Annotated in this window: 20 protein-coding genes and 1 pseudogene; 7 read left to right on the top strand and 14 right to left on the bottom strand. The window is 62.8% G+C overall.

Features of this window, described 5'->3' with window-relative positions; all coding sequences use genetic code 11:
* Window positions 1–14 precede the first annotated feature (14 nt).
* Together ACZYR5_RS19695 and ACZYR5_RS19690 are read right to left on the bottom strand one after the other, a co-directional pair.
* Window positions 15–509, bottom strand: coding sequence for a sigma-70 family RNA polymerase sigma factor (locus tag ACZYR5_RS19695; protein WP_489091130.1), 495 nt, complete (start codon window positions 507–509; stop codon window positions 15–17).
* Between the two features lie 111 nt (window positions 510–620).
* Window positions 621–983, bottom strand: coding sequence for a type 1 fimbrial protein (locus ACZYR5_RS19690; protein WP_489091129.1), 363 nt, complete (start codon window positions 981–983; stop codon window positions 621–623).
* A 127-nt stretch (window positions 984–1110) separates the two neighbouring features.
* Here ACZYR5_RS19690 and ACZYR5_RS19685 point away from each other — a divergent pair, with 127 nt between their 5' ends.
* From ACZYR5_RS19685 to ACZYR5_RS19660, 6 genes are all read left to right on the top strand, one after another.
* Window positions 1111–1626, top strand: a complete 516-nt coding sequence (locus tag ACZYR5_RS19685) for a sigma-70 family RNA polymerase sigma factor (protein ID WP_489091128.1) — start codon at window positions 1111–1113, stop codon at window positions 1624–1626.
* Window positions 1626–2609, top strand: coding sequence for a FecR domain-containing protein (locus tag ACZYR5_RS19680; RefSeq protein ID WP_489091127.1), 984 nt, complete (start codon window positions 1626–1628; stop codon window positions 2607–2609). Before ACZYR5_RS19685 ends, ACZYR5_RS19680 begins: the two co-directional genes overlap by 1 nt.
* Before the next feature lie 80 nt (window positions 2610–2689).
* A complete protein-coding gene (locus ACZYR5_RS19675) occupies window positions 2690–5128 on the top strand; it encodes a TonB-dependent siderophore receptor (RefSeq protein WP_489091126.1) in 2439 nt (812 codons plus the stop codon).
* A gap of 76 nt (window positions 5129–5204) precedes the next feature.
* A complete protein-coding gene (locus tag ACZYR5_RS19670; protein WP_489091125.1) occupies window positions 5205–5594 on the top strand; it encodes a VOC family protein in 390 nt (129 codons plus the stop codon).
* Window positions 5595–5704: 110 nt separating this feature from the next.
* Window positions 5705–6817, top strand: coding sequence for an HlyD family secretion protein (locus tag ACZYR5_RS19665; protein ID WP_489091124.1), 1113 nt, complete (start codon window positions 5705–5707; stop codon window positions 6815–6817).
* On the top strand, window positions 6814–8406 hold the full coding sequence (locus ACZYR5_RS19660) for a DHA2 family efflux MFS transporter permease subunit (protein WP_489091123.1): 1593 nt from the start codon (window positions 6814–6816) through the stop codon (window positions 8404–8406). Before ACZYR5_RS19665 ends, ACZYR5_RS19660 begins: the two co-directional genes overlap by 4 nt.
* On the opposite strand, the gene ACZYR5_RS19655 is transcribed toward ACZYR5_RS19660, so the two are convergent.
* From ACZYR5_RS19655 to ACZYR5_RS19640, 4 genes are all read right to left on the bottom strand, one after another.
* On the bottom strand, window positions 8407–8847 hold the full coding sequence (locus tag ACZYR5_RS19655) for a carboxymuconolactone decarboxylase family protein (protein ID WP_489091122.1): 441 nt from the start codon (window positions 8845–8847) through the stop codon (window positions 8407–8409).
* A 165-nt stretch (window positions 8848–9012) separates the two neighbouring features.
* Window positions 9013–10455: a mechanosensitive ion channel domain-containing protein gene (locus ACZYR5_RS19650; protein ID WP_489091121.1), complete on the bottom strand. Its 1443-nt coding sequence runs from the start codon at window positions 10453–10455 to the stop codon at window positions 9013–9015.
* Window positions 10456–10604: 149 nt separating this feature from the next.
* Window positions 10605–11231, bottom strand: coding sequence for an isochorismate family cysteine hydrolase YcaC (gene ycaC / locus ACZYR5_RS19645; protein WP_489091120.1), 627 nt, complete (start codon window positions 11229–11231; stop codon window positions 10605–10607).
* 163 nt (window positions 11232–11394) lie between these two features.
* On the bottom strand, window positions 11395–12261 hold the full coding sequence (locus ACZYR5_RS19640; protein ID WP_489091119.1) for a pirin family protein: 867 nt from the start codon (window positions 12259–12261) through the stop codon (window positions 11395–11397).
* 171 nt (window positions 12262–12432) lie between these two features.
* Here ACZYR5_RS19640 and ACZYR5_RS19635 point away from each other — a divergent pair.
* A pseudogene (locus ACZYR5_RS19635) lies at window positions 12433–12696 on the top strand (type 2 periplasmic-binding domain-containing protein); the annotation flags it as partial.
* A gap of 26 nt (window positions 12697–12722) precedes the next feature.
* Here ACZYR5_RS19635 and ACZYR5_RS19630 read toward each other — a convergent pair.
* The 8 genes from ACZYR5_RS19630 to ACZYR5_RS19595 form a co-directional block, all read right to left on the bottom strand.
* The gene (locus ACZYR5_RS19630; RefSeq protein ID WP_489091118.1) at window positions 12723–15968 is read right to left on the bottom strand and encodes a transporter substrate-binding domain-containing protein; all 3246 of its coding nucleotides are present in this window, start codon (window positions 15966–15968) and stop codon (window positions 12723–12725) included.
* Between the two features lie 12 nt (window positions 15969–15980).
* On the bottom strand, window positions 15981–16628 hold the full coding sequence (locus ACZYR5_RS19625) for a response regulator (RefSeq protein ID WP_489091117.1): 648 nt from the start codon (window positions 16626–16628) through the stop codon (window positions 15981–15983).
* Window positions 16629–16764: 136 nt separating this feature from the next.
* Window positions 16765–17199, bottom strand: coding sequence for a response regulator (locus tag ACZYR5_RS19620; protein ID WP_489091116.1), 435 nt, complete (start codon window positions 17197–17199; stop codon window positions 16765–16767).
* 127 nt (window positions 17200–17326) lie between these two features.
* Window positions 17327–18529, bottom strand: coding sequence for an EAL domain-containing response regulator (locus tag ACZYR5_RS19615; RefSeq protein WP_489091115.1), 1203 nt, complete (start codon window positions 18527–18529; stop codon window positions 17327–17329).
* Between the two features lie 131 nt (window positions 18530–18660).
* Complete coding sequence (locus ACZYR5_RS19610) at window positions 18661–22281, bottom strand: transporter substrate-binding domain-containing protein (RefSeq protein ID WP_489091114.1); 3621 nt, start codon at window positions 22279–22281, stop codon at window positions 18661–18663.
* Window positions 22281–22907: a response regulator gene (locus ACZYR5_RS19605; RefSeq protein WP_489091113.1), complete on the bottom strand. Its 627-nt coding sequence runs from the start codon at window positions 22905–22907 to the stop codon at window positions 22281–22283. Before ACZYR5_RS19605 ends, ACZYR5_RS19610 begins: the two co-directional genes overlap by 1 nt.
* A gap of 125 nt (window positions 22908–23032) precedes the next feature.
* The gene (locus ACZYR5_RS19600) at window positions 23033–24244 is read right to left on the bottom strand and encodes an EAL domain-containing response regulator (RefSeq protein WP_489091112.1); all 1212 of its coding nucleotides are present in this window, start codon (window positions 24242–24244) and stop codon (window positions 23033–23035) included.
* Between the two features lie 105 nt (window positions 24245–24349).
* A complete protein-coding gene (locus ACZYR5_RS19595) occupies window positions 24350–25066 on the bottom strand; it encodes an MgtC/SapB family protein (protein ID WP_489091111.1) in 717 nt (238 codons plus the stop codon).
* Window positions 25067–25123: the final 57 nt, after the last annotated feature.

Raw genomic sequence — 25123 nt, 5'->3', positions numbered from 1 at the left:
AAAATGCGCGCGGATCATTGGCCCGCTCCGTCCAGGCGGTCACGTAGATGCCGCAGGGTGCGGATCATATACTTTTCCACCATGTTTTTAGACAGGCCCAGGCGCTCGGCAATTTCCGCCTGGGTCAGGCCTTCGAGCTTCTGCCAGATGAACACTGTGCGGCAGTTGGCAGGCAACTCGCTGAGCGCCTGCTCGACACAATCAGCCAGCTGGATCGCGTGCATGTAGTGCTCCGGGTCATCGGCCGATGCCAGCCCAGGATCGATCGCCTCCATGGCGCCGCGCCGCTCCTCCCGCCGATAACCGTCCACCGCGATGTTGCGCGCAGTCTGGTGCAAGTACGCCCGTGGCTGCTGCACCCCGGCCGCGTCGGATTCCAGCACCCGAACGAAGGTGTCGTGGGCCAGGTCCTCGGCCAGCGCACGGTTGCGCAACCGGCGTGTCCAGGTACCGACCAACTCTTCGTAGTGCTCGAAAAATCCTGATCTGCGGGGCAGCTTGGCGGTCATTGCGATGGGCCGGGGTGGCGAGGGCGTGAATAGTAATGCTTCCTATTAATGGCAGCAATTGATTCTCTTGACCGCTGGTCTTGCGCCAGCGGTCCGCCCTCGCACGCAGGCTCACGGCATGCTCAAGGTCACCACATAATTGCCCGAGTGCAGCGGCTGGCCCGCCTGATCCAGCAGTTGATACTGGCGGTCGAAATAGCGTTCGTTCGGGCCGCTGTCGGCCAGCAACCTGACCTTGACCGCAGAGCCACCAAGCGCCGTGGCGCTGGCGGCCGGCACCAACGACTGCGCTTCGATAGCCGCGCCGCGACTGGCGGATGAACAGCCCTTGAGTTCGACCCTTGCGTCCAAGCTCGCCTGAACGCTGCAAGCCGGCTCGACAATCGCCCCATGAAAATGAATCACGCCTGCCTGACAGGCGCTACTGAACGCAGCGGCTACAGCAAAACCCATCGCCAGAACTTTACTTTGCATGACTATCGCTCCCGGTTGGATACCCAGTGCATCGGCAAGCCCGGGATTTTCAGGAGTGATGGCACTTGCCAGTCACCCCGCCCGACAAATATGATAATCATTATCATTAATATCTCATCTACGAACCATGCCCGTGCCCCCTCCCGCCTGCCACCCCGGACTCGCCACCCTGTACCGCGAACAGCATTCCTGGCTGCAGCGCTGGCTGCGTTGCCGACTCGGCTGCTCCCACAGCGCAGCGGACCTGGCGCAGGATGTGTTCGTGCGCTTGCTGGCCAAGACCGAGGTGATCGAAGTCCAGGCCCCACGCAGCTTTCTGGCGACCGTGGCGCAGAGCGTGCTGTCCAATCACTATCGCCGGCAGAAACTGGAAAAGGCCTATCTGCAGGCCCTGGCAAACCTGCCCGAGGCACTGGCACCGGACCTCGAGAGCCAGGCGATCATGCTCGAAACCCTGCTGGAGCTGGACGCCGTCCTGGAGCGCCTGGAATTGCCCGTGCGCAAGGCATTCCTCTGGTCTCAACTGGAGGGCTTGAGCCATGGCGAAATTGCCGGGCGCTTGAAGGTTTCGATCGCCACGGTCAAACGCTACATCGTCAAGGCCGGCGCCCAGTGCATCATGCTCGACGGCGGGAGGGCCTGATGTCAGCGCAAGCCTCGTCTACCGCGCAGCCGACGATTCCGCTGGCCGTCGCCGAGAGGGCCATGCATTGGCTGCTGGAGTTGCAGGAGCCGCAAGTCAGCGCACAAACCCGCGCCGACTGGCTGGCATGGCGGCAGGCCGATGCCGTGCATGAGTTGGCCTGGCAGCGGGCCCAGGGCTTTGCTTCGCGTATGAGCAGCCTGCGCTCGCCCGGCCAGCGTCCGCTCGCCAGCGCCGCGCTGTCGTCGACCCTGTCGCGGCGCAGCGTCCTGAAAAACCTGGCACTGTTGCTGGCCGCTGGCGGCACAGCCTGGAGCGCCCGGGACAGCAGCCTGGTACAGGATTGGCGCAGCGATTTCAGCAGTGCCATCGGTGAGCGGCGCACCCTGCAACTGGCCGGTCAGGTGCGGGTTCAGCTTAATACCGACACCGCTATCAAGGTGCGGGTCGATAGCCAGATTCAACACATTCAGTTACTGCGCGGGGAGATTCTGCTGAATGCGCCAGCGGCTGCGCCTTTGTGGGTGCATACCGCAGAAGGCCGGGTGCAGATGCTTGGCCAGCAATTGGCGGTGCGTCAGCGCCAGGGTTTCACCCAAGCCAGCAGCGAGGATGGCGGCATCGGCCTCTACCCCCTGGATTGGACTGACAGCGCGCTCGTCGCAGCGGCCGGGGAAGTCGTGAGTTTCGACCGCCTGACCCTGCTCGCGCGTCGGCCCCGCGCTCCCGGCGAACTGGCCTGGAGCCGTGGCATGATCGTCGCGCAGGGCCAGCGCCTGGCCGACTTCGTCGATGAATTGTCGCGCTACCGCCGTGGTCACCTGGGTTGCGATCCGCGTCTTGCCGAGTTGCGCGTCTCAGGCACCTTTCCGCTGGATGACACCGATCAGGTCATCAGCGCCCTCGGCGAAACCTTCGACCTCGACGTGCACCACCTGACCCGTTACTGGGTGACGTTAAAGGCCAAACCCGGCCTCGGCTGAATTTTTCCAATTCGGGTGAGCCGTTTTCGTTTTTCACGAGACTTGTATCCCCAGCGATCACATTCATTGGGGATACACACATGCAGCACTTGCAACAATCAGCTCCGATCCGTCAACGCTTGATCAAGCAGCGGCTGGCTGCGGCCGTGCTGCAGGGCATCGCCTGCATGGGCGTCGCCGCTCCATTGCTAGTCGCCTCGGCACAGGTCCAGGCGGTGCAACAACAACTGGATTTCAACATCCCCGGAGGGCCACTTGGCGCTGCTTTGGCGCAGTTCGGCGAAACCGCCCACCTGCTGATCAGCTACCCCGCCGAGCTCACCGAAGGCCGCATGAGCCAAGGCCTGAGCGGCCGCTACGCGATCGATAACGGCCTCGACACGCTGTTGGCCGGCACCGATCTGCAAGCCTTGCGCACCACCCAGGGCGGCTATCAAATCGCCCGGCGGCAAAACAGCGACGCCTTGCAACTGGATGCCCTGACCATTTCCGGCAAGGCGCCCGGTTCGACCACTGAAGGCACCGGTTCCTACACCACCTTGTCGTCCAGCAGTTCGACACGGCTGAACCTGACGCCAAAAGAAACCCCGCAATCGTTGACGGTAATGACCCGCCAGCGCCTTGATGACCAGCGCCTGACCACCCTCAGCGACACCATGGACGCGACACCCGGGATCATTGTCCTGCGTGACGGCCTGGGGGCGGAAAGTGACAGTTTCTGGTCCCGTGGTTTCGAGATCCAGAACTTCGAAATCGACGGCGTGCCCACTGTCACCCGCATGGACAACTACGCCCAGAGCATGGCCCAGTACGACCGGGTGGAAGTGGTGCGCGGCGCCACCGGATTGATCAGCGGCATGGGCAATCCCTCGGCCACCATCAACCTGATTCGCAAGCGTCCGACCGCCGACGCCCAGGCCAGCGTGACCGGTGAAGCGGGTAATTGGGACCGCTACGGCAGCGGCTTCGACGTCTCCGGACCGCTGACGGAAAGCGGCAACGTACGCGGTCGCGTGGTGGCCGACTACAAGACCGGTGGCGCCTGGATCGACCGCTTCAAGCAGGATTCGCAGTTGCTGTACGGCATCAGCGAATTCGACCTGACGGAAAACACGCTGCTCACCCTGGGCTTCAGCTACCTGCGCACCGATGTCGACTCGCCGCTGCGTTCCGGTCTGCCGACGCGCTTCCCCGATGGCCAGCGCACCGACCTCAGTCACTCGACCAACGCCTCGCCGGACTGGTCCTACAACGACCATGAGCAAAGCAGTTACTTCACCTCCATCGAGCAGAAATTCGACAATGGCTGGAGCGGCAAGGTCGAGTTCACGCACACCGAAAACCAGTTCGACGAAGTCTTCACCTACCTCAACGGCACCCTGCAAAGCGATGGCAGCGGCACCAGCCTGCTGCCCGTGAAGTTCGCCGGCACCCCACGGCAGAACAACCTCGACCTGTACCTGACCGGGCCATTGGACCTGCTGGGGCGCGAGCACGAAATCATCGCCGGGCTGACCCTTTCCAAATACAACGAGAACGTACCCAGCTACGGTGGCTGGCGCTATGACTATTCGGGCTCACCGGCCGGCGCCATCGACAATCTGTTCGACTACCACGGCAACAACGCCAAGCCGGACTTTCCGGTCACCGGTAAATCATCGATCGACGAGACTCAATACGCGGCTTACCTCACTGGCCGCTTCCACCTCAGCGATGACCTGAGCCTGATTCTCGGCAGCCGCCTGGTGGACTGGAAACGCGACACCGAGGACCGCCCTTACGGTACCGATGCCAGCGAAACCCAGTCGCGGGAAACCGGCGTGTTCATTCCCTACACCGGCGTGGTCTACGACCTGACCGACGTCTGGTCGCTGTACGCCAGCTACACCAAGATCTTCAACCCGCAAGCTTCCTGGGTGCGCGACGAAAACAACAAACCGCTGGACCCGATGGAGGGCAAGGGCTACGAACTGGGAGTCAAAGGCAGTCATCTGGACGGTCAGTTGAACGCAAGCCTTGCGCTGTTCAAGCTGGAGCAGGACAACCTCGCCGTGTGGCAGGCCGAGTACCCGGGCAGCAACGTCTACAAGGCCGAACAGGGAACGACCTCCAAAGGCGTGGAGATGCAACTGGACGGCCAACTGGCCGAAGGCTGGCAAGTCGGCACAGGCTACGCCTACACCGTCACCACCGATGCCGACGATCAACGCATCAACACCACCCTGCCCCGCCACAGCGTGAAAACCTTCAGCACCTATCGCCTGGGCGGCGAGCTCGACAAGCTGACCGTCGGCGGCGGGGTGAACTGGCAAAGCAAAGTCGGCAGCGACCTGCACACCTTCACCCAAGGCAGCTACGCCATCACCAACCTGCTGGCGCGCTACGACATCAGCAAAAACCTCAGCGCCTCGGTCAACCTCAACAACCTGTTCGACCGTGAGTACTTCAGCTATGCCGGTTACTACGGTAACTACGGCGCGCCGCGTAACCTGATGACCAGCTTCAAGTACAGCTTCTGACCCGCGCCGCTGGCCTGCCCAGTCGCGGGCCAGCGTGCTAAATTGCCCGCCCCCCACGTAACAAGGAGTGTTCACCGTGAAGTTCGGCTACCTGATCATCTACGTCCCCGACGTCAGCGCTTCCCTCGAATTTTTCTCTACAGCCTTTGGTCTTCCCACCCGCTTCCTCCACGAGTCCGGCACCTATGGCGAGCTGGAGACCGGCGCCACGGCCCTGGCCTTTGCCGCCGACGAACTGGCGGCGATGAATTTCCACGGTGGCCATGTATCCGCCCACGGCAGCGTCAAACCGCTGGGCATGGAAGTCGCCCTGGTCACCGAGGACGTGCCCGCCGCTCATGCCCGGGCCGTCGAGGCCGGCGCCCGTGAGATCGCCGCACCACAGGAAAAGCCCTGGGGCCAGGTGGTTTCCTATGTGCGCTGCCCGGACGGCACGCTGGTGGAGCTGTGCTCGCCCATCGCCTGATCCACACCTGAGGCCAAGCACCTGACGACTGGTTAGCGAAAGCATTTGCTACAAAATATTACATGCGTCATATTATGATCGTAATAATCATCGTGATCGCAGGTTCCGCCATGACCAGTCTGTCAGCCGTAGACCCGACCCTCGCCACCGCGACGGCCCCGCCTCGTACCAAACGCCTGCTGTTGGCGGCCACTGGCCTGGCTGCACTGGTTGCGGCCGGCCTCTACGCCGCCCATTGGTGGACCAGTGCTCGTTTTGTCGAAACCACCGACGATGCCTACATCGGCGGCGATATCACGGTGATCGGACCGAAAGTCGCCGGGCATATCGAACAGGTGCTGGTCAGTGACAACCAGCAAGTCAAGGCCGGCGACGTCTTGATCCGCCTCGACGCACGGGACTACCGCGCCCACCTGGCCAAGGCCAAAGGCGCTGTAGCGGCGCAGCAAGCGCTGCTGGCCAATCTCGATGCCACTGAACAATTGCAACAGGCGGTGATCGGCCAGGCACGGGCCGGTATTGACGCCGCGGGCGCGGAAACCTCCCGTTCGCGCGATGACAACGTGCGCTATAAGCGCCTGGTCGGCAGCAATGCAGTCTCGGTGGAAAGTGCGCAACGGGCCGACGCCACCTTCAAGACCGCCCAGGCACTCAGCGCCCGCGCCCAGGCCGAACTGCTGGCCGCGCAACGCCAACTGAATGTGATCACCACCCAGAAACAGCAAGCCCGCGCCGCCTTGCAGCAGGCCAGCGCCGAGCGTGATTTGGCGCAACTGAATGTCGACTACACCGAACTGCGCGCACCGGTCGATGGCGTGATCGGCAATCGCCGGGCGCGGGTCGGCGGGTATGCCCAGGTCGGCGCGCAGTTGCTCTCGGTGGTGCCCGCCAGCGGGCTGTGGGTCGATGCCAATTTCAAGGAGGATCAACTGGCGCACATGCAGCCCGGGCAACGGGTAACCATCCGCGCCGACGTGCTGTCGGGGCAGACTTTCCATGGTCATCTCGACAGCCTGGCACCGGCCACCGGTTCGCTGTTCAGCGTGCTGCCGGCGGAAAACGCCACCGGCAATTTCACCAAGATTGTCCAGCGGGTGCCGGTGCGCATCCGCCTGGACCCGGCCGATGCGGTACTCGGTCACCTGCGCCCCGGCCTCTCGGTGACCGCCGCCGTCGACACCCGCGCCGACGCTGAAACCGCTGCCGTGGCCAGTGCGCCATGAGCAACAGCCTCAGCGCTCCGGCCCCGGCGTTCGACGCCGCCAGCCTGCGCACTGCGACCAAGGTGTTTGCCTTCGCGACCATGTGCATCGGCATGTTCATCGCCCTGCTCGACATCCAGATCGTCTCCGCGTCCCTGCGCGATATCGGCGGCGGACTGTCGGCCGGCACCGATGAAACCGCCTGGGTGCAGACCAGCTACCTGATCGCCGAAATCATCGTCATCCCCTTGTCCGGCTGGCTGTCGCGGGTGTTCTCCACGCGCTGGCTGTTCTGTGCTTCGGCAGTCGGTTTCACCGTCGCCAGCCTGCTCTGCGGCGCGGCCTGGAATATCCAGAGCATGATCGCCTTCCGTGCCCTGCAAGGCTTTCTCGGCGGCTCGATGATTCCGCTGGTGTTCACCACCGCGTTCTTTTTCTTCACCGGCAAGCAACGGGTGATCGCCGCCGCCACCATCGGTGCTGTAGCGTCCCTGGCGCCGACCCTCGGGCCGGTGGTGGGTGGTTTTATCACCGACGTCTCGTCCTGGCACTGGCTGTTCTACATCAACCTGGTGCCGGGGATCTTTGTCGCCATTGCAGTGCCGATGCTGGTGAAGATCGATCAGCCGGAGTTGTCCCTGCTCAAGGGCGCGGACTACCTGAGCATGCTGTTGCTGGCAGTGTTTCTCGGCTGCCTGGAATACACCCTGGAAGAAGGCCCGCGCTACAACTGGTTCAGCGACCAGACCATCCTCGTCACCGCCTGGTTGTCAGGCCTGGCCGGGCTGGCGTTTATCGGCCGCACCCTGCACGTGGCCAACCCGATTGTCGACCTGCGCGCCTTGAAAGACCGCAATTTCGCCCTCGGCTGTTTCTTCTCGTTCGTCACCGGCATCGGCCTGTTCGCCACCATCTACCTGACCCCGCTGTTTCTTGGCAGGGTGCGCGGCTATGGCGCGCTGGACATTGGTCTGGCGGTGTTTTCCACCGGGGTGTTTCAGATTCTGGCGATCCCGCTGTACGCCTTCCTGGCCAACCGGGTCGACCTGCGTTGGGTGATGATGACCGGCCTGGGTCTGTTCGCGTTGTCGATGTGGGATTTCAGCCCGATCACCCATGACTGGGGCGCCAGGGAATTGATGCTGCCTCAAGCGCTGCGCGGGATCGCCCAACAGCTGGCGGTGCCGCCGGCGGTGACCCTGACCCTCGGTGGGTTGAGCCCGGCGCGTTTGAAGCACGCCTCGGGCTTGTTCAACCTGATGCGCAACCTCGGCGGCGCGATCGGCATTGCCGCTTGCGCGACCATTCTCAACGACCGCACCAACCTGCACTTCACCCGCCTCGCCGAACACCTGAACAGCAGCAACGAAGCACTGAACCAATGGCTGGCCGAAGTCGGCGGGCGTTTCGCCGACCTCGGTCAGGGCGTCGACAGCCAGCTCAGCGCCAGCCTCAAGCAGTTGTGGTTGCTGACCTACCGCGAAGCACAGACACAGACCTACGGCGACGCGTTTCTGATGATCATGGTGTGCTTCATCGTCGCGACACTGATGGTGCCCTTGATGCGCAAGGTGCAACCACCGACCGCGCCGTCAGCCGATGCCCATTGATCAGGCCTGGGGCATTTTGCGAAAGCCTACTGCCAGGCGGTTCCAGGCGTTGATGGTGGTGATTGCCACCGTCAGGTCGACCATTTCCTTGGCATCGAACTCGGCACTGACCAGCGCGTAGTCTTCGTCCGGGGCGTGAGTCTGGCTGATCAGGGTCAGGGATTCGGTCCAGGCCAGGGCCGCACGTTCGCGGGGAGTGAAGAATGGCGTTTCGCGCCAGACGCTGACACCGAACAGCCGGCGCGTGGTTTCACCGCCCTTGAGGGCATCGCTGGTGTGCATATCGACGCAAAAGGCACAGCCATTGATTTGCGAGGCCCGCAGCTTGACCAGTTCGATCAGGCTCTTTTCCAGCGGCAGCCGGGAGACCGCGGTTTCCAGGGAGAGCATGGCTTTGAGGGCTTCAGGGGACGCGGTGTAGAAATCGATACGCGATTGCATGGTAGGGCTCCAGATCAGGTGGTGATGGGGCCTACGTTAGCCCCGCCACCCGCCAGGACAAATAACCAATATCGGCGAAGTTGAGGATGCCAATTGCCTGGCTTGAGTTGGACGTTGCCAACGGCGCTTGCCGGGACGCGACCCACCCGTTTCTGGCGAGGCGCTTTATCCTCGGTGGCGCCACCACTGCATGAAGCCTTTCTTCGCCACCACCTGAGGCGCCGTCTGGGTCAGGGTCTGGGCGGTGTGCAGGCGGTAGTCGAGCAAGGACTTGATTGCCTCGCTGATGTCGTGACGGGCATCGAGGCAAGGTTTCAGGTAGGCCTTGTCGATGCGGTACAGGCTGCAGAACGTCCTGGCCGAAAAGTCCGCCGGCAACGCGCTGTCGCTGAGGATTCCGGCTTCGCCGATCACTTCGCCCGGCCCCATGCGCCCGGCCTCGATCGGCTGGCCATCGCGCTCAAGGGTCACCGAGACCACGCCGGATTCGATGATGAACAGGTGGTCGCTGACCTCCCCCGCCGGCAGGATCGATTCGCCGGCGCGGAACGTGACCAACTGCATGTGCTGGCTGAAGGTGTCTTTTTCGTCTTGGCGCAGGGTCGAGAAAATGTTCGAACGTTCCAGCAGCGCCCGCGGCCGTGACAGGCTCGCCGGGGTATCGGCTTCAGCACTGGACAGCAGGCTGACGCCACTGGCCTGCAAGTGTCGAAAGGCCAGGTCGAACAGCACATTGCGAGCTTCGCGCTTGTGCGCCATGGCGCTGACGAAGCCGCTGATCTCGTATTCGACACCGCTGCTGCTGGCGCTTTTCAGCGCCACGTTCGGCGCGGGATGCGTGAGCAGGTGCCGACAGCCTTGCATGGCCCGCTCCAGCGCGTCGATCACGGTGAGCGGACGCGCATGGGGGCTGACCTGCAGGCTCACGGTAATCCCGAACATATCGCTGGGACGACTGAAGTTGATGATCTTGGCCTTGGCCGCCAGCGAGTTGGGAATCACCGCCATGCTGCCCTGGGCGGTCTGCAGGCGCGTGGCGCGCCAGTCGATATCGATCACCCGGCCTTCGGTGCCGTCGATGGAGATCCAGTCATCGAGTTGATAGGGTTTGGTGGTGTTGAGGACGATCCCGGAGAACACGTCGCTCAAGGTACTTTGCAACGCCAGGCCGACAATGATCGCGACGGCGCCGGAGGTGGCCAGCACACCCTTGACCGGCAGATCGAGGACATAGGCCAGCGCGGCAATTACCGCAATCAGGAAGATCACCGCCCCCAGCAAATCCTGGAGCAGCCGCCCGGTGTGCCCGACCCGCTGCATCATCAGCGCGCCGATCAACACCGTCAGGGTTCGGGCCGCAAACAGCCACCAGCCAATCTGCAACCCCGTGGCCGCCAGGTGCAGCGCCACGTTGTCCGGCCAGGGCGCGGTTTGCATCGGGTTCAAGCCTTCGTTGAACAGCACCGCGCTGAACAACGAGAAAATCAGTGCCCGCACCAGCAGTTTCCAGTGACTGCCACTGGCACTGAGCAAACGCCACAGCAGCAGGTCGAGCAGAATCAGGACCAGGGCGCAGATCAGTGGGTGATCGGTGAACAGTGGCAGCATTGGAAAGGATCCCTGTGACGCCCCCAACCTGTAGGAGCTGGCTTGCCAGCGAAGAATGTCAACGATGACGCGTTTTGCCTGGATGAGCGTATCGTCTGAACGTCCTTCGCGAGCAAGCTCGCTCCTACAGGGGTTTTGGCAGGTCTGGATTATTTGCTATTGGTCAAGGTGTTGTAACTGGTCATCAAGTTACGGTAGTCCGGAATGTGGTTGGAGAACAGGGTTGCCAGACCTTCGACGTCGTTGCGCCAGTCGCGGTGCAGCTCGCAGGCCAGGCCGAACCAGGTCATCAGTTGCGCGCCGGAGGCCGACATGCGATCCCAGGCCGATTGACGGGTCAGTTCGTTGAAGGTCCCGGAGGCATCGGTGACCACGAACACGTCGAAGCCTTCGGCCAGGGCCGAGAGTGCCGGGAAGGCCACGCAGACTTCGGTCACCACGCCGGCGATGATCAGTTGTTTCTTGCCGGTGGCCTTGATCGCCTTGACGAAGTCTTCGTTGTCCCAGGCGTTGATCTGCCCCGGGCGCGCAATGTACGGCGCATCGGGAAACAGCGCCTTCAGCTCGGGCACCAGCGGCCCGTTTGGACCTGTCTCGAAACTGGTGGTGAGAATGGTCGGCAGCTTGAAGTACTTGGCCAGGTCGGCCAGTGCCAGCACATTGTTCTTGAAGCGGTCCGGCTCGATATCGCGAACCAGCGACAGCAGGCCCGCCTGATGATCAACCAGCAATACCGCGGCGTTATCCTTGTCCAGACGCTTGTAGTCAGTAGCCATTGCAGTAGTCCTCTCGTGTTATCGATGCCGAATCACCTCCGGCGTGGGGTCCCCGGTTAACGTCGCGACAGTTGCCCGAGCCCTGCAGCTCAGAGAGCGTAGCCAACATCTGGACTGGCACCACCCGCAAACCCGGGCAGGTGCCAATCGTCGCCAACAGGCGTCAGCCGTGCATCCGGCCAAAACGACCGGACTGGAAATCGGCAAACGCCTGGTGAATCTCTTGCTCGGTGTTCATCACGAACGGGCCATGGCCGACGATCGGCTCGTCAATCGGCTCGCCGCTGAGCACCAGCACCACGGCGTCCTGGTTGGCTTCCAGGCTGAGCTGGTCGCCGTCGCGTTCGAACAGCGCCAACTGCCCTTCACGCACCAGTTCCTGGCCATTGACCTGCAGCGTGCCGCGCAGCACCACCAAGGCAGTGTTGCGCCCTTCGTGCAGGTCGAGGGTGAGCAACTTGCCGGCATTCAGGCGAATGTCCCAGACATCGATCGGGGTGAAGGTCCGTGCCGGGCCCTTGTGCCCATCAAACTCACCGGCGATCAAGCGCAGGCGGCCGGCCTGGTCCTTCAGGGCGATGTTCGGAATATCCGCGTCGAGCAGGGTCTGATAACCGGCATCGGCCATTTTGTCCTTGGCCGGCAGGTTGACCCACAACTGGACCATCTCCAGGGTGCCGCCGCTTTTGGCGAAATCGGCAGAGTGAAACTCTTCGTGAAGAATGCCCTTGGCCGCCGTCATCCATTGCACGTCGCCGGGGCCGATCTTGCCGCCACTGCCGGTGGAATCGCGGTGTTCCAGTTCGCCCTTGTAGACGATGGTCACGGTTTCAAACCCACGATGGGGATGTTGCCCTACGCCACGACGCTCGGTGGTCGAGGTGAATTCAGTTGCAGCGGCGTGGTCGAGCAGCAGGAACGGGCTGATGTGTTTGCCCAGGCTGTCGTAGGAAAACAGTGTGCGAACCGGGAAACCGTCGCCCACCCAGTGCGCCCTTGGGCTGGTGTAGATACCGATGATGTTTTTCATGGGGCCTCCGAATAGGGTGAGTCAGAACAGGGACAAAGCTTAAATCCGCACCCTTTGCGGCGATAGACTGCAAAAATCGCCCTTAGCGTTCTATTTGGAGAACGATGGTGGAAGACCTGAACACCCTGTACTACTTCACTGAAGTGGTGGGGCACGGTGGATTTGCCGCCGCCGGACGCGCGCTGGGGCGCCGCGCAGCGGGAATACCAGTGGCAACTGTGCGGCCCGCACGAGGCCAGCGCGCAGATCCGTCATCATCCACGGCTGGTCACCGACGACCTGGCGGCCGGACGCTTGATCGAACGGGTGCCGGGCTGGGCGCCGAAGTGCGGGATTGTCCACGCGATCTTTCCCTCGCGCCGCAGCCTGCCGCCGTCGGTGCGGACCTTGATCGACTTCCTGGGTGAAGAGTTCAGTCGCAGCGACATTGCATGAGCACCCACCGCCCGCCTGGAGTGCGGTCAAGCCTTGAGATGCTGCTCCAAACGCTGCATGGCTTCCTGCAACCCCAGCACCGCCAGCTCCATGGCGGGCTGATCAGCCGGCGCGTTGCAGGCCTGTTCCAGCTGTTCACAGCCGTCGATCAGGCGCCAGGCCCTGACCATTTTCGCGCCGCCCTTGATCCGGTGGGCCAGCTCGAGCAGGGTTCGCGAGTCACCGCGGGCATGGGCGTCCTGCAGTTGCTGGCGGTCTTGCGCCGTGCTGCTGGCCAGTTCCGCCAGCAGCTTGCCCAACAACTCGGGATCGGCGCCGCCTAGCTGTTGCAGACTGCTTAGATCAATTTCGCCGGGGCTATCGTCCGCAGGCTCTGGCGCAGGTTCTGGAGACGGTTCCTGCTGAAGCGGCGTGACGCCCGCCAGGGCCGCGTCCAGGGCTTGCAGGCCGATAGGTTTGAACAGGCAGTTGTCCATGCCAGCTTGCAGGCAGCGGGTCTTTTCCTCGGCCTGGGCGTTGGCGGTGAAACCGAGGATCAGGCAGCGTGCGCGGGCGAGCTTGTGTTCCTCGTCGCGAATCGCCGCCGCCAGTGCGTAACCACTGAGTCGGGGCATGTTGCAGTCGGTGATCACCACATCGAACCACTGCCCACGCCAGCGTTCAAGGCCCTGCTGGCCATCACTGGCTTCGCGCACACGGTGACCAAGTACCGCCAGTTGCTCGGTCAGCAGCAGGCGATTGGCCGGGTAATCGTCGACGATCAACACATTCAGCGAGCGTCCCGCCTCGCTTGACAGCGCGGCATTCGCGGGCGCATCCGCCAGTTCAGGCAACGCGGGCAACTGCAGGCTGACTTCGATCCGCGTGCCCAGGCCTGGTTCACTGCGCAGTTGCAATTGCCCGCCCATCATCTCGCACAGCGATCGGCTGATGACCAGCCCCAGGCCGGATCCGCCGCGGGCGTCCTGACCGTTCTCGGCAGCCTGCACAAACGGGCTGAACAGACGTTGTTGATCCTGCTCGCTGATGCCGATGCCGCTGTCTTCGATCAGCACACTCACGGCCAGTTGCCCATCGACCGCAGCCGGCTCGACCTGCAGCGTCAGGCGAATCCAGCCCTCGTGGGTGAACTTGATGGCGTTGTTCAACAGGTTGGACAGAATCTGTTTGAAGCGCATCGGGTCGATCAGCACATTCCCGGCACTGTGCATTTTGAAGTCGACCTGCCAGAGCAGGCCTTTTTGCCGAGCCAGGCCTTCGAAAACCTGGCTCACCGAAGCCACCAACTGACGCACATTCGCCCGCTCCGTGGTCAGGGACAAATGCCCGGATTCGATCCGCGAGATATCGAGGATGTCACCAATCAACTCCAGCAAGTGCTGCGCGGCATCAGCGGCCACCGAAATGGCCACACGGTCGGTCAGCCCTTGCTCGGCGCGTTTCTGGGCCAGCTCAAGCATGCCGATCAGGGCATTCATCGGGGTGCGAATTTCGTGGCTCATGGTCGCCAGGAAGGTGGTCTTGGCGCGGTTGGCATGATCGGCATCGACCCGCGCCTGCTGCACCTGGTCGAGCAGCAGTTGGCGCTTGCGGATCAGGCTGCGCTGGTAAGTGATCCAGCCCACGGCCAGCAACAGCAGCAGCCCGGCAGCGATAAATCCCTGAATGATCGACACGCGATGCCGGGCCCAGTAACTGTCGTCGAGCGGCAGCCCGTTGCGCCAGCGATTGGCCAACTCGTCCATTTCTTCCGGGGCGATACTGAGCAAGGCCTTGTTCAGGATCGAATACAGTTCGAACGCACCGCGCTGGGTGGCAAAGCCGATGTGCGCCGGCTCGGCCCCCACGGTGCTGGCCACCTGCAGCTTGTCGCGGTACTGCCGGGCAATGATGTAGCGCGCACTGATCAACGAGTTCAATGCCGCATCGGCACCACCACTGGCGACCAGGGCCATCGCCTGGGCCGGGCTGTCGACCTCGATGAAACGCACATTGGCGGCGTGGGCCAGGATCAGCTCGCGCAATGCATTGCGCCCGACCACCGCCACGCGTTTTCCCGCCAGGTCATCAAGGGTCACCGGCGCCTTGTTGCCGATGGCGCAGACCAGCACATAGGGGTTACTGAGATAGGGTCGGGTGAAGCGCAGAAATGCCTGGCGCTCGACACTGGGGGTGATGACTGCCAGCACGTCCAGTTGCCCGGCCTTGAGTTGATCAAGCTGCTGGTTGAAGGAGTCACCGCGCACCGCTTCGAATTTCAGCCCGGTGCGCAGGCTGATGCGGTCCAGCACCTGGGCACTGAGGCCACTGAAGCGGTCGCTCTCACCGGCAAACGCCAGGGGCGCGAAAGTGCCGATGTAACCGACCTTGACCGCGGGGTGCTGCTCCAGCCAGCGCTGCTCGCTGGCACTCAATTGCACGCGTTGGGTGTCGCTGAATGCACTGCCAGGACTCCAGCGGCGCAGAATCGTCGTGCGTTCCTGCTCGGGAATCGCCGCCAGCGCGGTGTCGATGATCCGCCGCAAACGAAGGTTTTCGCGACTCAGGGCGAAGCCGAACGGATTGACCTCCATCCGGGCAAACTGTGCCAACTGGACGTTGCTCAGGTAATTGTTGTTGATCAGGTAGCTGGCGCTGATGGAATCGCCCAGATAGGCATCCGCGCCGCCGAACGCCACCGCGCCCATGGCGCTGAGGGTTGAGCGATAGACCTCCAGGCGCGCATCGGGATAGGCCGCGGCGACGGTCTCGGGGGGCAAGTAATGGTCAAGCATCGCCAGCCGCATGTTGGCCAGGTCGCCGGACAAGCGCCCGCTATCGCCCAGGCGGGTCACCAGGATCGGCGCGTCTTCGGCATAGGCGCTGGTCAGCACCAGCTGCGGGTCGGCCGCTTCAAAGCCGTTGGCGGCGCCCAGCAGATCGATCTCGCCGCGCTTCAGGGCGGCGATCACCGCGGCGCGGGACTCGTAGCGCCTGACCTCGATTGGCATATGCAGGAGTTGCCCAAGCAACGCCGCAAAATCGGCAGTGATGCCCTCGAAATTATGCTCGTTGATCATGTTTTCGAAAGGCGGGTAATCGGGGGCGGACGCACCCAGCAGCAGGCGGTCCTTTTCGCGCAGCCAGCGCCAGTCAGTTTCGGCCAACGGCACCCGGTAGCCTTCGACACTGGAGCGCCCCAACAGCTGCAAAGGCTCCGGGGCTGCGACGGCCAGGTTGCTCAATGCTCCAAACAGGTTGACCAGCAGCAAACCCCAGCACCAGGCGCGCATGGCATCGGACCTTCAGAGCAGATGGTTGCGCTTGGCGAAATCCCTCAGGTGCACCAGGGATTTGACGTTGAGCTTGAGGATCATGCGGCTCCTGTAGGTGCTGACGGTCTTGTGGCTCAGGTGCATGTTCGCGGCAATTTCCTTGTTGGTGGCGCCACGGGCCAGGGATTGGAAAATGGTCAGCTCCCGGTCCGACAGCGAATCGACCATTTTCTGCTCGTCGACTTGCACGCTGCTCAGGTGCACCGAGCTGGTATCCAGACGGGGAAAGTAGGTGTATCCGCTCATCAACGCCTTGGCGGCGCTGCACAGTTCCTGCAGATCGTTGGTTTTTTCGACGTAGCCCAGGGCCCCGGCCCGGGTACAACGCTCGACATAGAGGCGTGGCTCGTTGGCGGTGAACACCACCACCCGCGTCGCAACCTTCTCCCGCTGCAGGCGGCTGAGGAAGTCCAGGCCACTGAGGCCTGGCATGTTCAGGTCCAGCACCAGCAGCGCAGGGTTGTGCTGGCGCAGCATCGGCAAGGCATCGGCCGCATTGGGTGCCTCCCAGATGTCGCGGAAAACGCTGCGGTTGCTGGCGTCCTTGAGGGCTCCAAGGACCATTTTGAGAGCGGCACGAATAACCGGATGATCATCGACGATCAACACTGAGCTCATGTTTATTCCTGATGATGGGCGCGTCGGGCACGTGGGCTGGCGCGACGGCTGCGCAATGACTATTGCATGGGATTTGCGTACAGGCTACCTGTCAGATCTGACAGTTCCGACGAGCGGTAGCCTGCTTCCGGCCGATTCAGGCGCGCATTCCGCCTTGCTGGCGCAGGCTTGCGCGGCGGGGCACCGCCGGGGGAGTGTCGACCCTGAGCATCAGGCTTTCGAGCGTATCCGTGTTCGGCAGCGCTGCACGGGTGATCTGCACCGGGTGTTGCGGCGCCGCCAGCAACGGGTTCAACCCGGCCTGGCCGGCATCGTAGATCAAGGCATGGCGAATCTGCAGGTTATCCAGGCAGAAGGCCAGTGGATCAAGGCCGGTGCCCGCAGTGAGGCCGGCGTTAAAGATCACCAGGTCGAACGGCTCGCAGCCGTACTCGACGACACTGAGCAGCTCGACGAGCGAGTGCACGGGGGCAATACGGTAGTAACCGAGCTGGTTCAGGCCCCGTTCGATTTTCATCCGATGAAAGTGCTGCTCATCGGCGATCAGGATACGCAAGGCTTTATTCGGCATAGTTGGCTGACTCTGCAATGACGATGGGGCTGGCGTACACCCTGCCCTTTTCAAGAGCCTGCAAGACTAAGGGCAACGCCACGGGGTTTCTGTAGGACTATTCCGAAAGAAACAGTTCCATAGACCATCAGTTTTTTTGTTGAGTCGCCGGCATCGCCTGCAGCCAGCGCAGCAGGTCAGCACCACTCATGGGCCGGGCGAACAGGTAGCCCTGGGCCTGGGTGCAACCGAGCGCCAACAGTTGCTGGCGCTGCTCATCGGTTTCCACACCCTCGATCACCACCGACATACCGAGGGCGTCGCCCAGCGCCAGGGTGCTGCTGATCACCGCGCGGCACCGTGGCTCGTCCTCACTGGTACGGATGAACTCGCCATCGAGCTTGATCTCGTTGAAGGGCAACTGGCACAAGCGCTGCATTGAGGAAAAACCGGCACCAAAGTCGTCGATCGACAAGCGGCACCCCATCATGCGCAGACGCACAAGGTTTTCCAGGCTGGTGGCCGGTGCTTCAAGCAGCCCGCTCTCGGTCAACTCCAGGGTCAGGCAATGGCCCGGCGTGCCGTGCAACGCCAGGATGCTCCTGATGGTGGGCACCAGTTGCGCATTCGCCAACTGCGTGGCGTGCAGGTTGAGCGCGATGTTCAACACATGGCCCACCTCATGCGCCTGGCGATGCAGGGTCAGGGCCTGGTCGATCTGGGTGAACAGCAGCGTGTCGAGCAACTCACAGCGCTCGAGCACCGGCATGAACGCCGCCGGTGAGAGGATGCCGCGAAACGGATGCAGCCAGCGCACCAGCACTTCGACGCCGCAGACCTGCCCCGTCAGCAGGTTGAGCTTGGGCTGGTAGAAGGACTGTAGCTGCCCCTCGCCCAAGGCCGTGCGCACTTCTTTTTCGCAGGCGAGTGGGGCAATCGGGGCAGGGATGATTTCGTCGCGAGGGTCGATCAGGTGCTTTTCCAGCAACTGGATCAACGCCTGCGCATGCAGCGGTTTGCCGATGTCGCCGAGCAATCTGAGCCCCGACAACTCGACAATCTGGCGCACCGCGCGGCGCAGGTCGGCCGACAGTGAACTGCTGATAATGACCGAGCCGACCCGACCCGACAGCCCGACCTGGCGCAGGAACTCCAGGCCGTCCATGCCTTCCATGCACAGGTCACACAGGGCAATGTCCACCGCGCCTACCTGATCCAGCACCGCCAGGGCCTGCAATCCGTCGCTGGCCTGGAACACTTCTTCGCAGCCCAACTGCAGGAGTGTCTTGACCGCGACCGCGCGCACGAAAGGATGATCTTCAAGCACCAGAACCCTGATCGGCAGTATCATTTTGGCGGCTCGCATCGTAAAAAGATGCCGAGATTATCCTCGCCCACTTCCCGAACTTATTTAGGAAAAGTCCTAAAACAAGTAGGAAATTTCCCAGAGTTGATCACAACTCTTTTCCCGTGCCAGGCGCTTCAGCAGGTCAGTGGCTCAAGGGTCGCAGCCAAGCGCTCCATGGCCTGCAGCAGGTCATCCACGGCCGCCGTCAGTTGCTCGTCATCGATGACCTCGCAGGCCGCTTCCAACCGTTCACAGCTGAGAATCAAGCCCTGCGCACGGATGATCCGTGCCCCGCCCTTGACCCGATGCGCCAGGTCGGCCAAGCCCGCCAGGTTGTGATGGCTGTACAGATTCAACAGCCGCGACATGTCCTGCTCATTGCTGCTGGCCAGGTCTCCCAGCAGGCTGCGGATCAGGTTCTGGTCGCCGCGCGTCAGCTCTTCGAGGTTGCCCAGGTCGATGGCATCCACCGGCTCACGCCGCTCTTCGGGGGTTGGCACCTGCACGGTGTCGGGGGCCACGCACGCCAGGCGCGCGCTCAAGTCACGCAGGCTGATGGGCTTGAACAGGCAGCCATCCATGCCCGCGTCACGGCAGCGGATCTTTTCCTCGGGTTGCGCATTGGCGGTAAACCCCAGGATCAGCCCGGGCGCGATGCCGCGCGCGCGCTCTTCGTCTCGAATCGCCCGGGTGAACTCATAGCCGTTCATGATCGGCATGTTGCAGTCAGTGATGACCACATCAAAGTGCTGGCTGCGCCAGGCGCGCAGGCCATGGGCGCCGTCCTGGGCTTCCTTGACCCGATGGCCGAGGTACGTCAACTGTTGCGACAACAGCAGACGATTGGCCGGGTAGTCGTCGATCACCAGGATATTCAGCACCTGCCCCTGGGCTGCCAGTTGCGGGTCGAGTGGCGGGTTGGCCGGCAGGGGCTCGAGGATCGGCAACTCCAGGCGCACCTCGATCTGCGTGCCCTGCCCCAGGACACTGGACAGTTCGAGGGTGCCGCCCATCATTTCGCACAGGGTGCGGCTGATCATCAGCCCCAGGCCAGAGCCGCTGCGCGCCGACTGCAGGTTGTTGCTGGCCTGGCTGAACGGGCTGAACAGACGTTGCTGATCCGCCTCACAGATGCCGCTGCCGGAATCCTCGACACTCACCAGCACGGCCAGGTGCTGCGCTTCCCGACCGGGTTGCGCGCACACCCGCAGGCGTACCTGGCCCTGGGCGGTGAACTTGATGGCATTGCTCAACAGATTGGACACCACTTGCTTGAAACGCAGCGGATCGATCATCACGTCCTGGTTGGCGGCGGCGTCGATATCCAACTTCAACTGCAGGTATTTCTGCCGCGCCAGGCCCTCGAAAATCCGTGCCGCCGACTCCACCAGGGCGCGCAGGTTGGCGCGCTCGGGCGCCAGCGACAGGTGCCCGGATTCGATTCGCGAAATATCCAGGATGTCGCCAATCAACTCCAGCAGGCCCCGCGCCGCGCCCGATGCGACTTCAATGGCAAAGCGGTCCATCACGCCCTGGTCGGCCTTTTTCATCGCCAGTTCGAGCATGCCGATCACCGCATTCATCGGCGTACGGATTTCGTGGCTCATGGTCGCCAGAAAGTGGGTCTTGGCCCGGTTGGCTTCATCGGCCGCGTCTTTGGCCTCGCGCAATTGCTCAAGCAATTGCTGGCGCTCGCTGATGTCGAACCAGCCAGCAATCATGCCTTTGACCTGCCCGTCACTGCCGCGATAAGGCAACATCCAGTGATAGATGGTACGCACATCGGTGGCCGAGAGGGTCAACTGACGGTCGAGAACCCGGGGCAAGCCCTCCTCCATCACGTGCAGGTATTCGTGGTGGATCGCCCTGGCCTCGCCGACCGTCTTCAGTTGGCTATCGATTACCGTGGCGCCGATCACTGCCTCACGTGTCGCGCCAAATACCTGCAGGTAGGCGTTGTTGCACGCCACCAGGCAGCCCTGGCGATCGCGCACGTAGATCGGGTGTGGCGTGCCGTCGATCAACACCCGCATGAACTCCAGTTGATCGCCGAGCGCGCGCTCGGCCTGCTCGCGCTTGCGGATCAGCATCCGCAGGTAGCCGATCCAGGCGAACGCCAGGATCAACAGCAGGCCGGCGATGACAAAGCCCTGGATGATCGTCTCGCGATTGCGCAGCCAGTAGCTGTCATCGACCACGGCCTCGCTGCGCCAGCGGTTGGTCAGCTCGTCCAGCTCTTCCGGCGGGATGCTGAGCATGGTCTTGTCGAGAATCCCGTTCAGTTCCTTCGCGTTACGCGCAGTGGCAAAGGCCATGTGTGCCGACGCGGTGCCGACCGTGCTGGTGACTTGCAGCTGACCGGAAAACTGCCGGGAAACCATGTAGCGCGCGACGATCAGCGAGCTCACCGCGGCGTCGGCATCGCCTCTGGCGAGCCATTCCAGGGCCTGCTGGGCGTTGTCGGCAATCAACACCTGCATGTCCGGGTAGCGGTCGCCGAGCATGTCCTGGACCGGACTGCCGCGCGTCAACACCAGACGCCGCCCGGCCATCTCGTCCAGCGTCTGCGGCGCCCCGGAATGGGTCCGGCTGACCATCACGTAAGGGGTGGTGAGGTAGGGCCGGGTGAAACTCAACACATCCTCGCGCTCACGGCTGGTGGTCAGGGACACCAGCACGTCGGTCTTGCCGGTCTTGATCCGCTCGATCAGTTGCGGCACCGAGAAACTTTGTTCGACGTCGAACTGCAAGCCGCTGCGCAAGCTGATCTTGGCCAGGATATCGGCCGCCACACCGCGAAACTCGCCATCGCGACCGAAGAACGAAATCGGCACGAAGCTGCCATCGATCGACACCCGCACCCGCGGATGACTGTCCAGCCAGCGTTGTTCGGCGGCGGTGAACTTCACCCGGTTTTTCCCGGAAAGGCTCGCACCACCGTAGTTCCAGCGGTGCAGGATGCTCAGTCGCTCGTCGCTGGGTATGACCGCCAGTGCGGCGTTGATAATGCGCAGCAGGCGCGGGTTGTCGCGGGCCAGGGCAAAGGCGAAATCACTGGATTCCATGCGCGAAAAATCCGCCAGCTGCACGTTGTTCAGGTAGTTCTTGCGAATCAGATAGTGGGCACCAATGGCATCGCCCAGATACACATCGGCCTGACCGAACGCCACTGCGCCGATTGCGCTCAGGGTCGAAGGGTACAGCTGCAACTGCGCCTTGGGATAAAACGCCTGCACCTGCTCGGGCGGCAGGTAGTAATAGACCATCGCGAGGCGCTTGCCCGCGAGGTCGGCGGTGACGGCCCGCGTATCATCGCTGCGGCTGACCAGGGTCGGCTGGTCGTCGGCATAGGGGCTGGACAGCACCAGTTGCGGGTCTGCGGCTTCGTAGCCGTTGGCCGTCCCGAGGAAATCGATCTGCCCCTGCTTGAGGGCGGTGATGACCTCCTGGCGCGAGTCGTAACGCCGCACCCTGACCTCCACCTGCAGCAACTCGGCCAGCAGTTGCGCATAGTCGGCGGTCAGGCCTTCGTAGTCGTTGCCATTGCTGGTGATGCCGAACGGCGGGTACTCCGGCGAGGAAGCGCCGAGCAGCAAGGTTCCCTTGTTGCGCAACCAGCGTTGATCACTGTCATCGAGCTGCAGGTGCTGTCCCTGAGCGCTGGAGCGCCCCAGTAACTGCAAGGGTTCGGCGAAGGCCTGGTATCCAGGCAGCGTCAGCAGCAACGCCAGCAGGGTGAAGGACAAGTACCTCATCAAATCAGCTTGTTGCGTTTGGCGAAGTCCGCCAGGTAGACCACCGACTTGACGTTGAGCTTCTCGATCAAACGGGTCTTGTAGGTGCTGATGGTCTTGTTGCTGAGCAGCATCGACTCGCCGATCTGCTTGTTGCTCAGGCCGTGGGACAGCTGTTGCAGAATCGATAACTCGCGATCGGTCAGGCTCTGGATCAGTTCCAGGTCGCTGGCCTGGACATCGCTGCGGCGTACCGAACTGCAGGCCAGATTGGGAAAAAACGTATAACCGGCCATCACCGCCGAGATCGCCTTGAGCAGTTCCGCGGTGTCTTCGGTCTTGGACACGTAGCCGGTGGCGCCGGCCTTCATGCAGCGCATGGCGTAGAACTGCGGCGGCTGCGAGGTCAGTATCAGGATCCGGATCGGCAGGCGCAGCGCGCTGATCCGGGCGATGACTTCCAGGCCATCGAGCTTGGGCATCGCAATGTCGAGAATTATCAGATCGGGCACTTGCTCGCGTGCGAGCTGCACGGCGTCGGCACCATTGCCGGCCTCGGCGATCACCGTGAATTGCTGCTGCTCCAAAAGCATTTTCACCGAAGCTCGAATGAACGGATGATCGTCCACAACCATCGCTTTATACATACAAACCTCTACAAGGCTGGCCAGATCAGACCAAAGGGGAAAACGTCGAGACCGCGAGCCCTCCATCGACCGCACCCACCAAAGCGGTTTCCCCTGAGTGCAGTGTAGGAAGTTTCGAGGACTTGTCAGCGCGTGCGTTGCTCACCGGTCGGCGCGTACGCAACGCGGCCCAGCCATTGTCGCAAACCCTGGCCGGTCATGGGTCGCACCAGGTAAAAGCCCTGGCCGGTCTGGCAGCCCATGGCGACCAGCGCATCGCGGATCGGCTGGCTGCTGACGCCCTCGATCACCAGCTCCATGTCCAGCGAACGGCTCAGCGCCAGGGTGCTGGCGATGATTGCCCGATTGCGCGGTTCGAGGGGCTGCTGAATGAAGTCGCCATCGAGCTTGATTTGCGTGAACGGTAGTCGACACAACTGTTTTAGCGAGGAGAAGCCGGCACCGAAGTCGTCGACCGCCAGGGTGCAACCCAGACGGCGCAACTGCCAGAGGCGGTGCTCATTGATGCGCGGCAGATCGAGTACACCGTTTTCGCTCAACTCGAAGGCCAGGGCTGAGCCGCACAAACCGTGACGCAGCAACGCCTGGCGCACCTGCCGCAGCAAGCTGGGGCCGGCCAGCTGCGAGGCGTGCAGATTGAACGCCAACTGCAGCGCCGGTGTTTTTGCCTGGAGACTGGCAAGCAGCGCCAGGCCCTGCTCGAACACCTGGCAGAACAACTCATCGATCAAGTCATAGGCCAGCACGGCCGCGAGAAAGTCCCTCGGGCGCAACAGCCCGCGCCGCGGATGCTGCCAGCGCACCAGCGCTTCTATCCCGGCCAGTTCGCCGCTGGCCATCTGCACTTTTGGCTGGAACCAGGCGCGAAACTGCCCCAACGCCAGGCCACGACGGATCTGCGCCTCACTGGGCAATACCGAGACCGGACGGGTGCTCAGCAACGACCTCCCGCGCCCCTGACGATAGCGCCACAACACCGTGCGCAGTGCGTGCAACTGCAAGGGCTGGTTCAACACCCCGAGCAACGGCAGCCCGGCCAGAGAGGTCATCTGCCCCACGGCCCGGCGCAACTCCGGCGACAGTTCACTGCACAGCACCAGCGCCCGGACACTGCCGGCTTGCCGGGCGCTGCACAAAAACTCCAGGCGCTCCAGCGCGCGCTCACCGAGGTCACAGAGGACGATATCGACAGGGGCGGCGCCTTGCAGCAGGGCCCACGCCTGCTGCGTTTCACAGGTGTGCAGCACCTGGGTCACCCCCAGGTAGTGCAACCTGTCGATGAGCGCATCAACTTGAAAACCCTGTTGGTGAACAATCAGGACGCGGGGAGAATCCATAAGCCTTGAGCACTGTAAACGTACGGGCAGCAATACTGGCAATGTCAGTTGCATGCACATGAAGGATTCATCCTGCGTGCACGTAGGAAATTTCCCAAGAATCCCTTACTCGGTGCTACTCGGGCTCCAGAACGCCTGCTGCACCAGCGGCGACAGGCCCAGGCGCGCCACCAGCGCGTCAAGTTCGTCGCCGTCCACCGAGGTGGTGGCCAGGGTCGCCTCGATCTCCACTTCGTCGCTGCCAAAGGCATGCACATCGACGTCGCTGGCCGGGTAGTTGCTGCGCTCCAGTTCGGCTTCGAGCAAGGCAAACACTGCCTTTTGCGCCGAGCGCCGGGCAATCACGTAGACAATGTTCGTCACTTCGGCGGAGATCACATCCATGGGCTGACGGTTGATGTTATTGACGATGGGCCGTAGCAGGGTGTTGGCCGCCAGCACGAACAAGGTGCCGAGCAGTGCCTCGAGGACCAGGTCGGCCCCGGCGCAAGCGCCGACCGCCGCCGATGCCCAGAGCGTGGCTGCGGTGTTCAGGCCGCGCACATTACCCTCTTCGCGCATGATCACCCCGGCGCCGAGAAAACCGATCCCGGAGACCACGTAGGCGACCACCCGGACCGCGCCCTCGGCACCGCCCAGGCGGTTGGCCATGTCGACGAAAATCGCCGCGCCGACCGCCACCAGCACATTGGTGCGCAAGCCCGCCGTGCGTTGTCGGTACTGGCGCTCGAAGCCGATAAGTCCGCCGAGGATGAACGCGGCGCTGAGGCTGACCAGGGTGTCGATCAGCGAATTGAGGTTGATGTTGTTGATTGCTTGCATGGCTGTATTCCTTGCCCAGGACAGTGGCAACGGGAAGAACCATCAGGCAGGTACGGC

The sequence above is a fragment of the Pseudomonas sp. F007 genome (assembly GCF_057814275.1).
The sequence above is the reverse complement of the archived record's forward strand: the minus strand, read 5'-3'. Positions and strand labels throughout refer to the sequence as shown.

Bases quoted from the DNA above. Each gene is read 5' to 3' on its own strand.
- ACZYR5_RS19695 (WP_489091130.1), bottom strand. From the start codon at position 509: ATGACCGCCAAGCTGCCCCGCAGATCAGGATTTTTCGAGCACTACGAA.
- ACZYR5_RS19690 (WP_489091129.1), bottom strand. From the start codon at position 983: ATGCAAAGTAAAGTTCTGGCGATGGGTTTTGCTGTAGCCGCTGCGTTC.
- ACZYR5_RS19685 (WP_489091128.1), top strand. From the start codon at position 1,111: ATGCCCGTGCCCCCTCCCGCCTGCCACCCCGGACTCGCCACCCTGTAC.
- ACZYR5_RS19680 (WP_489091127.1), top strand. From the start codon at position 1,626: ATGTCAGCGCAAGCCTCGTCTACCGCGCAGCCGACGATTCCGCTGGCC.
- ACZYR5_RS19675 (WP_489091126.1), top strand. From the start codon at position 2,690: ATGCAGCACTTGCAACAATCAGCTCCGATCCGTCAACGCTTGATCAAG.
- ACZYR5_RS19665 (WP_489091124.1), top strand. From the start codon at position 5,705: ATGACCAGTCTGTCAGCCGTAGACCCGACCCTCGCCACCGCGACGGCC.
- ACZYR5_RS19660 (WP_489091123.1), top strand. From the start codon at position 6,814: ATGAGCAACAGCCTCAGCGCTCCGGCCCCGGCGTTCGACGCCGCCAGC.
- ACZYR5_RS19655 (WP_489091122.1), bottom strand. From the start codon at position 8,847: ATGCAATCGCGTATCGATTTCTACACCGCGTCCCCTGAAGCCCTCAAA.
- ACZYR5_RS19650 (WP_489091121.1), bottom strand. From the start codon at position 10,455: ATGCTGCCACTGTTCACCGATCACCCACTGATCTGCGCCCTGGTCCTG.
- ycaC (WP_489091120.1), bottom strand. From the start codon at position 11,231: ATGGCTACTGACTACAAGCGTCTGGACAAGGATAACGCCGCGGTATTG.
- ACZYR5_RS19640 (WP_489091119.1), bottom strand. From the start codon at position 12,261: ATGAAAAACATCATCGGTATCTACACCAGCCCAAGGGCGCACTGGGTG.
- ACZYR5_RS19630 (WP_489091118.1), bottom strand. From the start codon at position 15,968: ATGCGCGCCTGGTGCTGGGGTTTGCTGCTGGTCAACCTGTTTGGAGCA.
- ACZYR5_RS19625 (WP_489091117.1), bottom strand. From the start codon at position 16,628: ATGAGCTCAGTGTTGATCGTCGATGATCATCCGGTTATTCGTGCCGCT.
- ACZYR5_RS19620 (WP_489091116.1), bottom strand. From the start codon at position 17,199: ATGCCGAATAAAGCCTTGCGTATCCTGATCGCCGATGAGCAGCACTTT.
- ACZYR5_RS19615 (WP_489091115.1), bottom strand. From the start codon at position 18,529: ATGATACTGCCGATCAGGGTTCTGGTGCTTGAAGATCATCCTTTCGTG.
- ACZYR5_RS19610 (WP_489091114.1), bottom strand. From the start codon at position 22,281: ATGAGGTACTTGTCCTTCACCCTGCTGGCGTTGCTGCTGACGCTGCCT.
- ACZYR5_RS19605 (WP_489091113.1), bottom strand. From the start codon at position 22,907: ATGTATAAAGCGATGGTTGTGGACGATCATCCGTTCATTCGAGCTTCG.
- ACZYR5_RS19600 (WP_489091112.1), bottom strand. From the start codon at position 24,244: ATGGATTCTCCCCGCGTCCTGATTGTTCACCAACAGGGTTTTCAAGTT.
- ACZYR5_RS19595 (WP_489091111.1), bottom strand. From the start codon at position 25,066: ATGCAAGCAATCAACAACATCAACCTCAATTCGCTGATCGACACCCTG.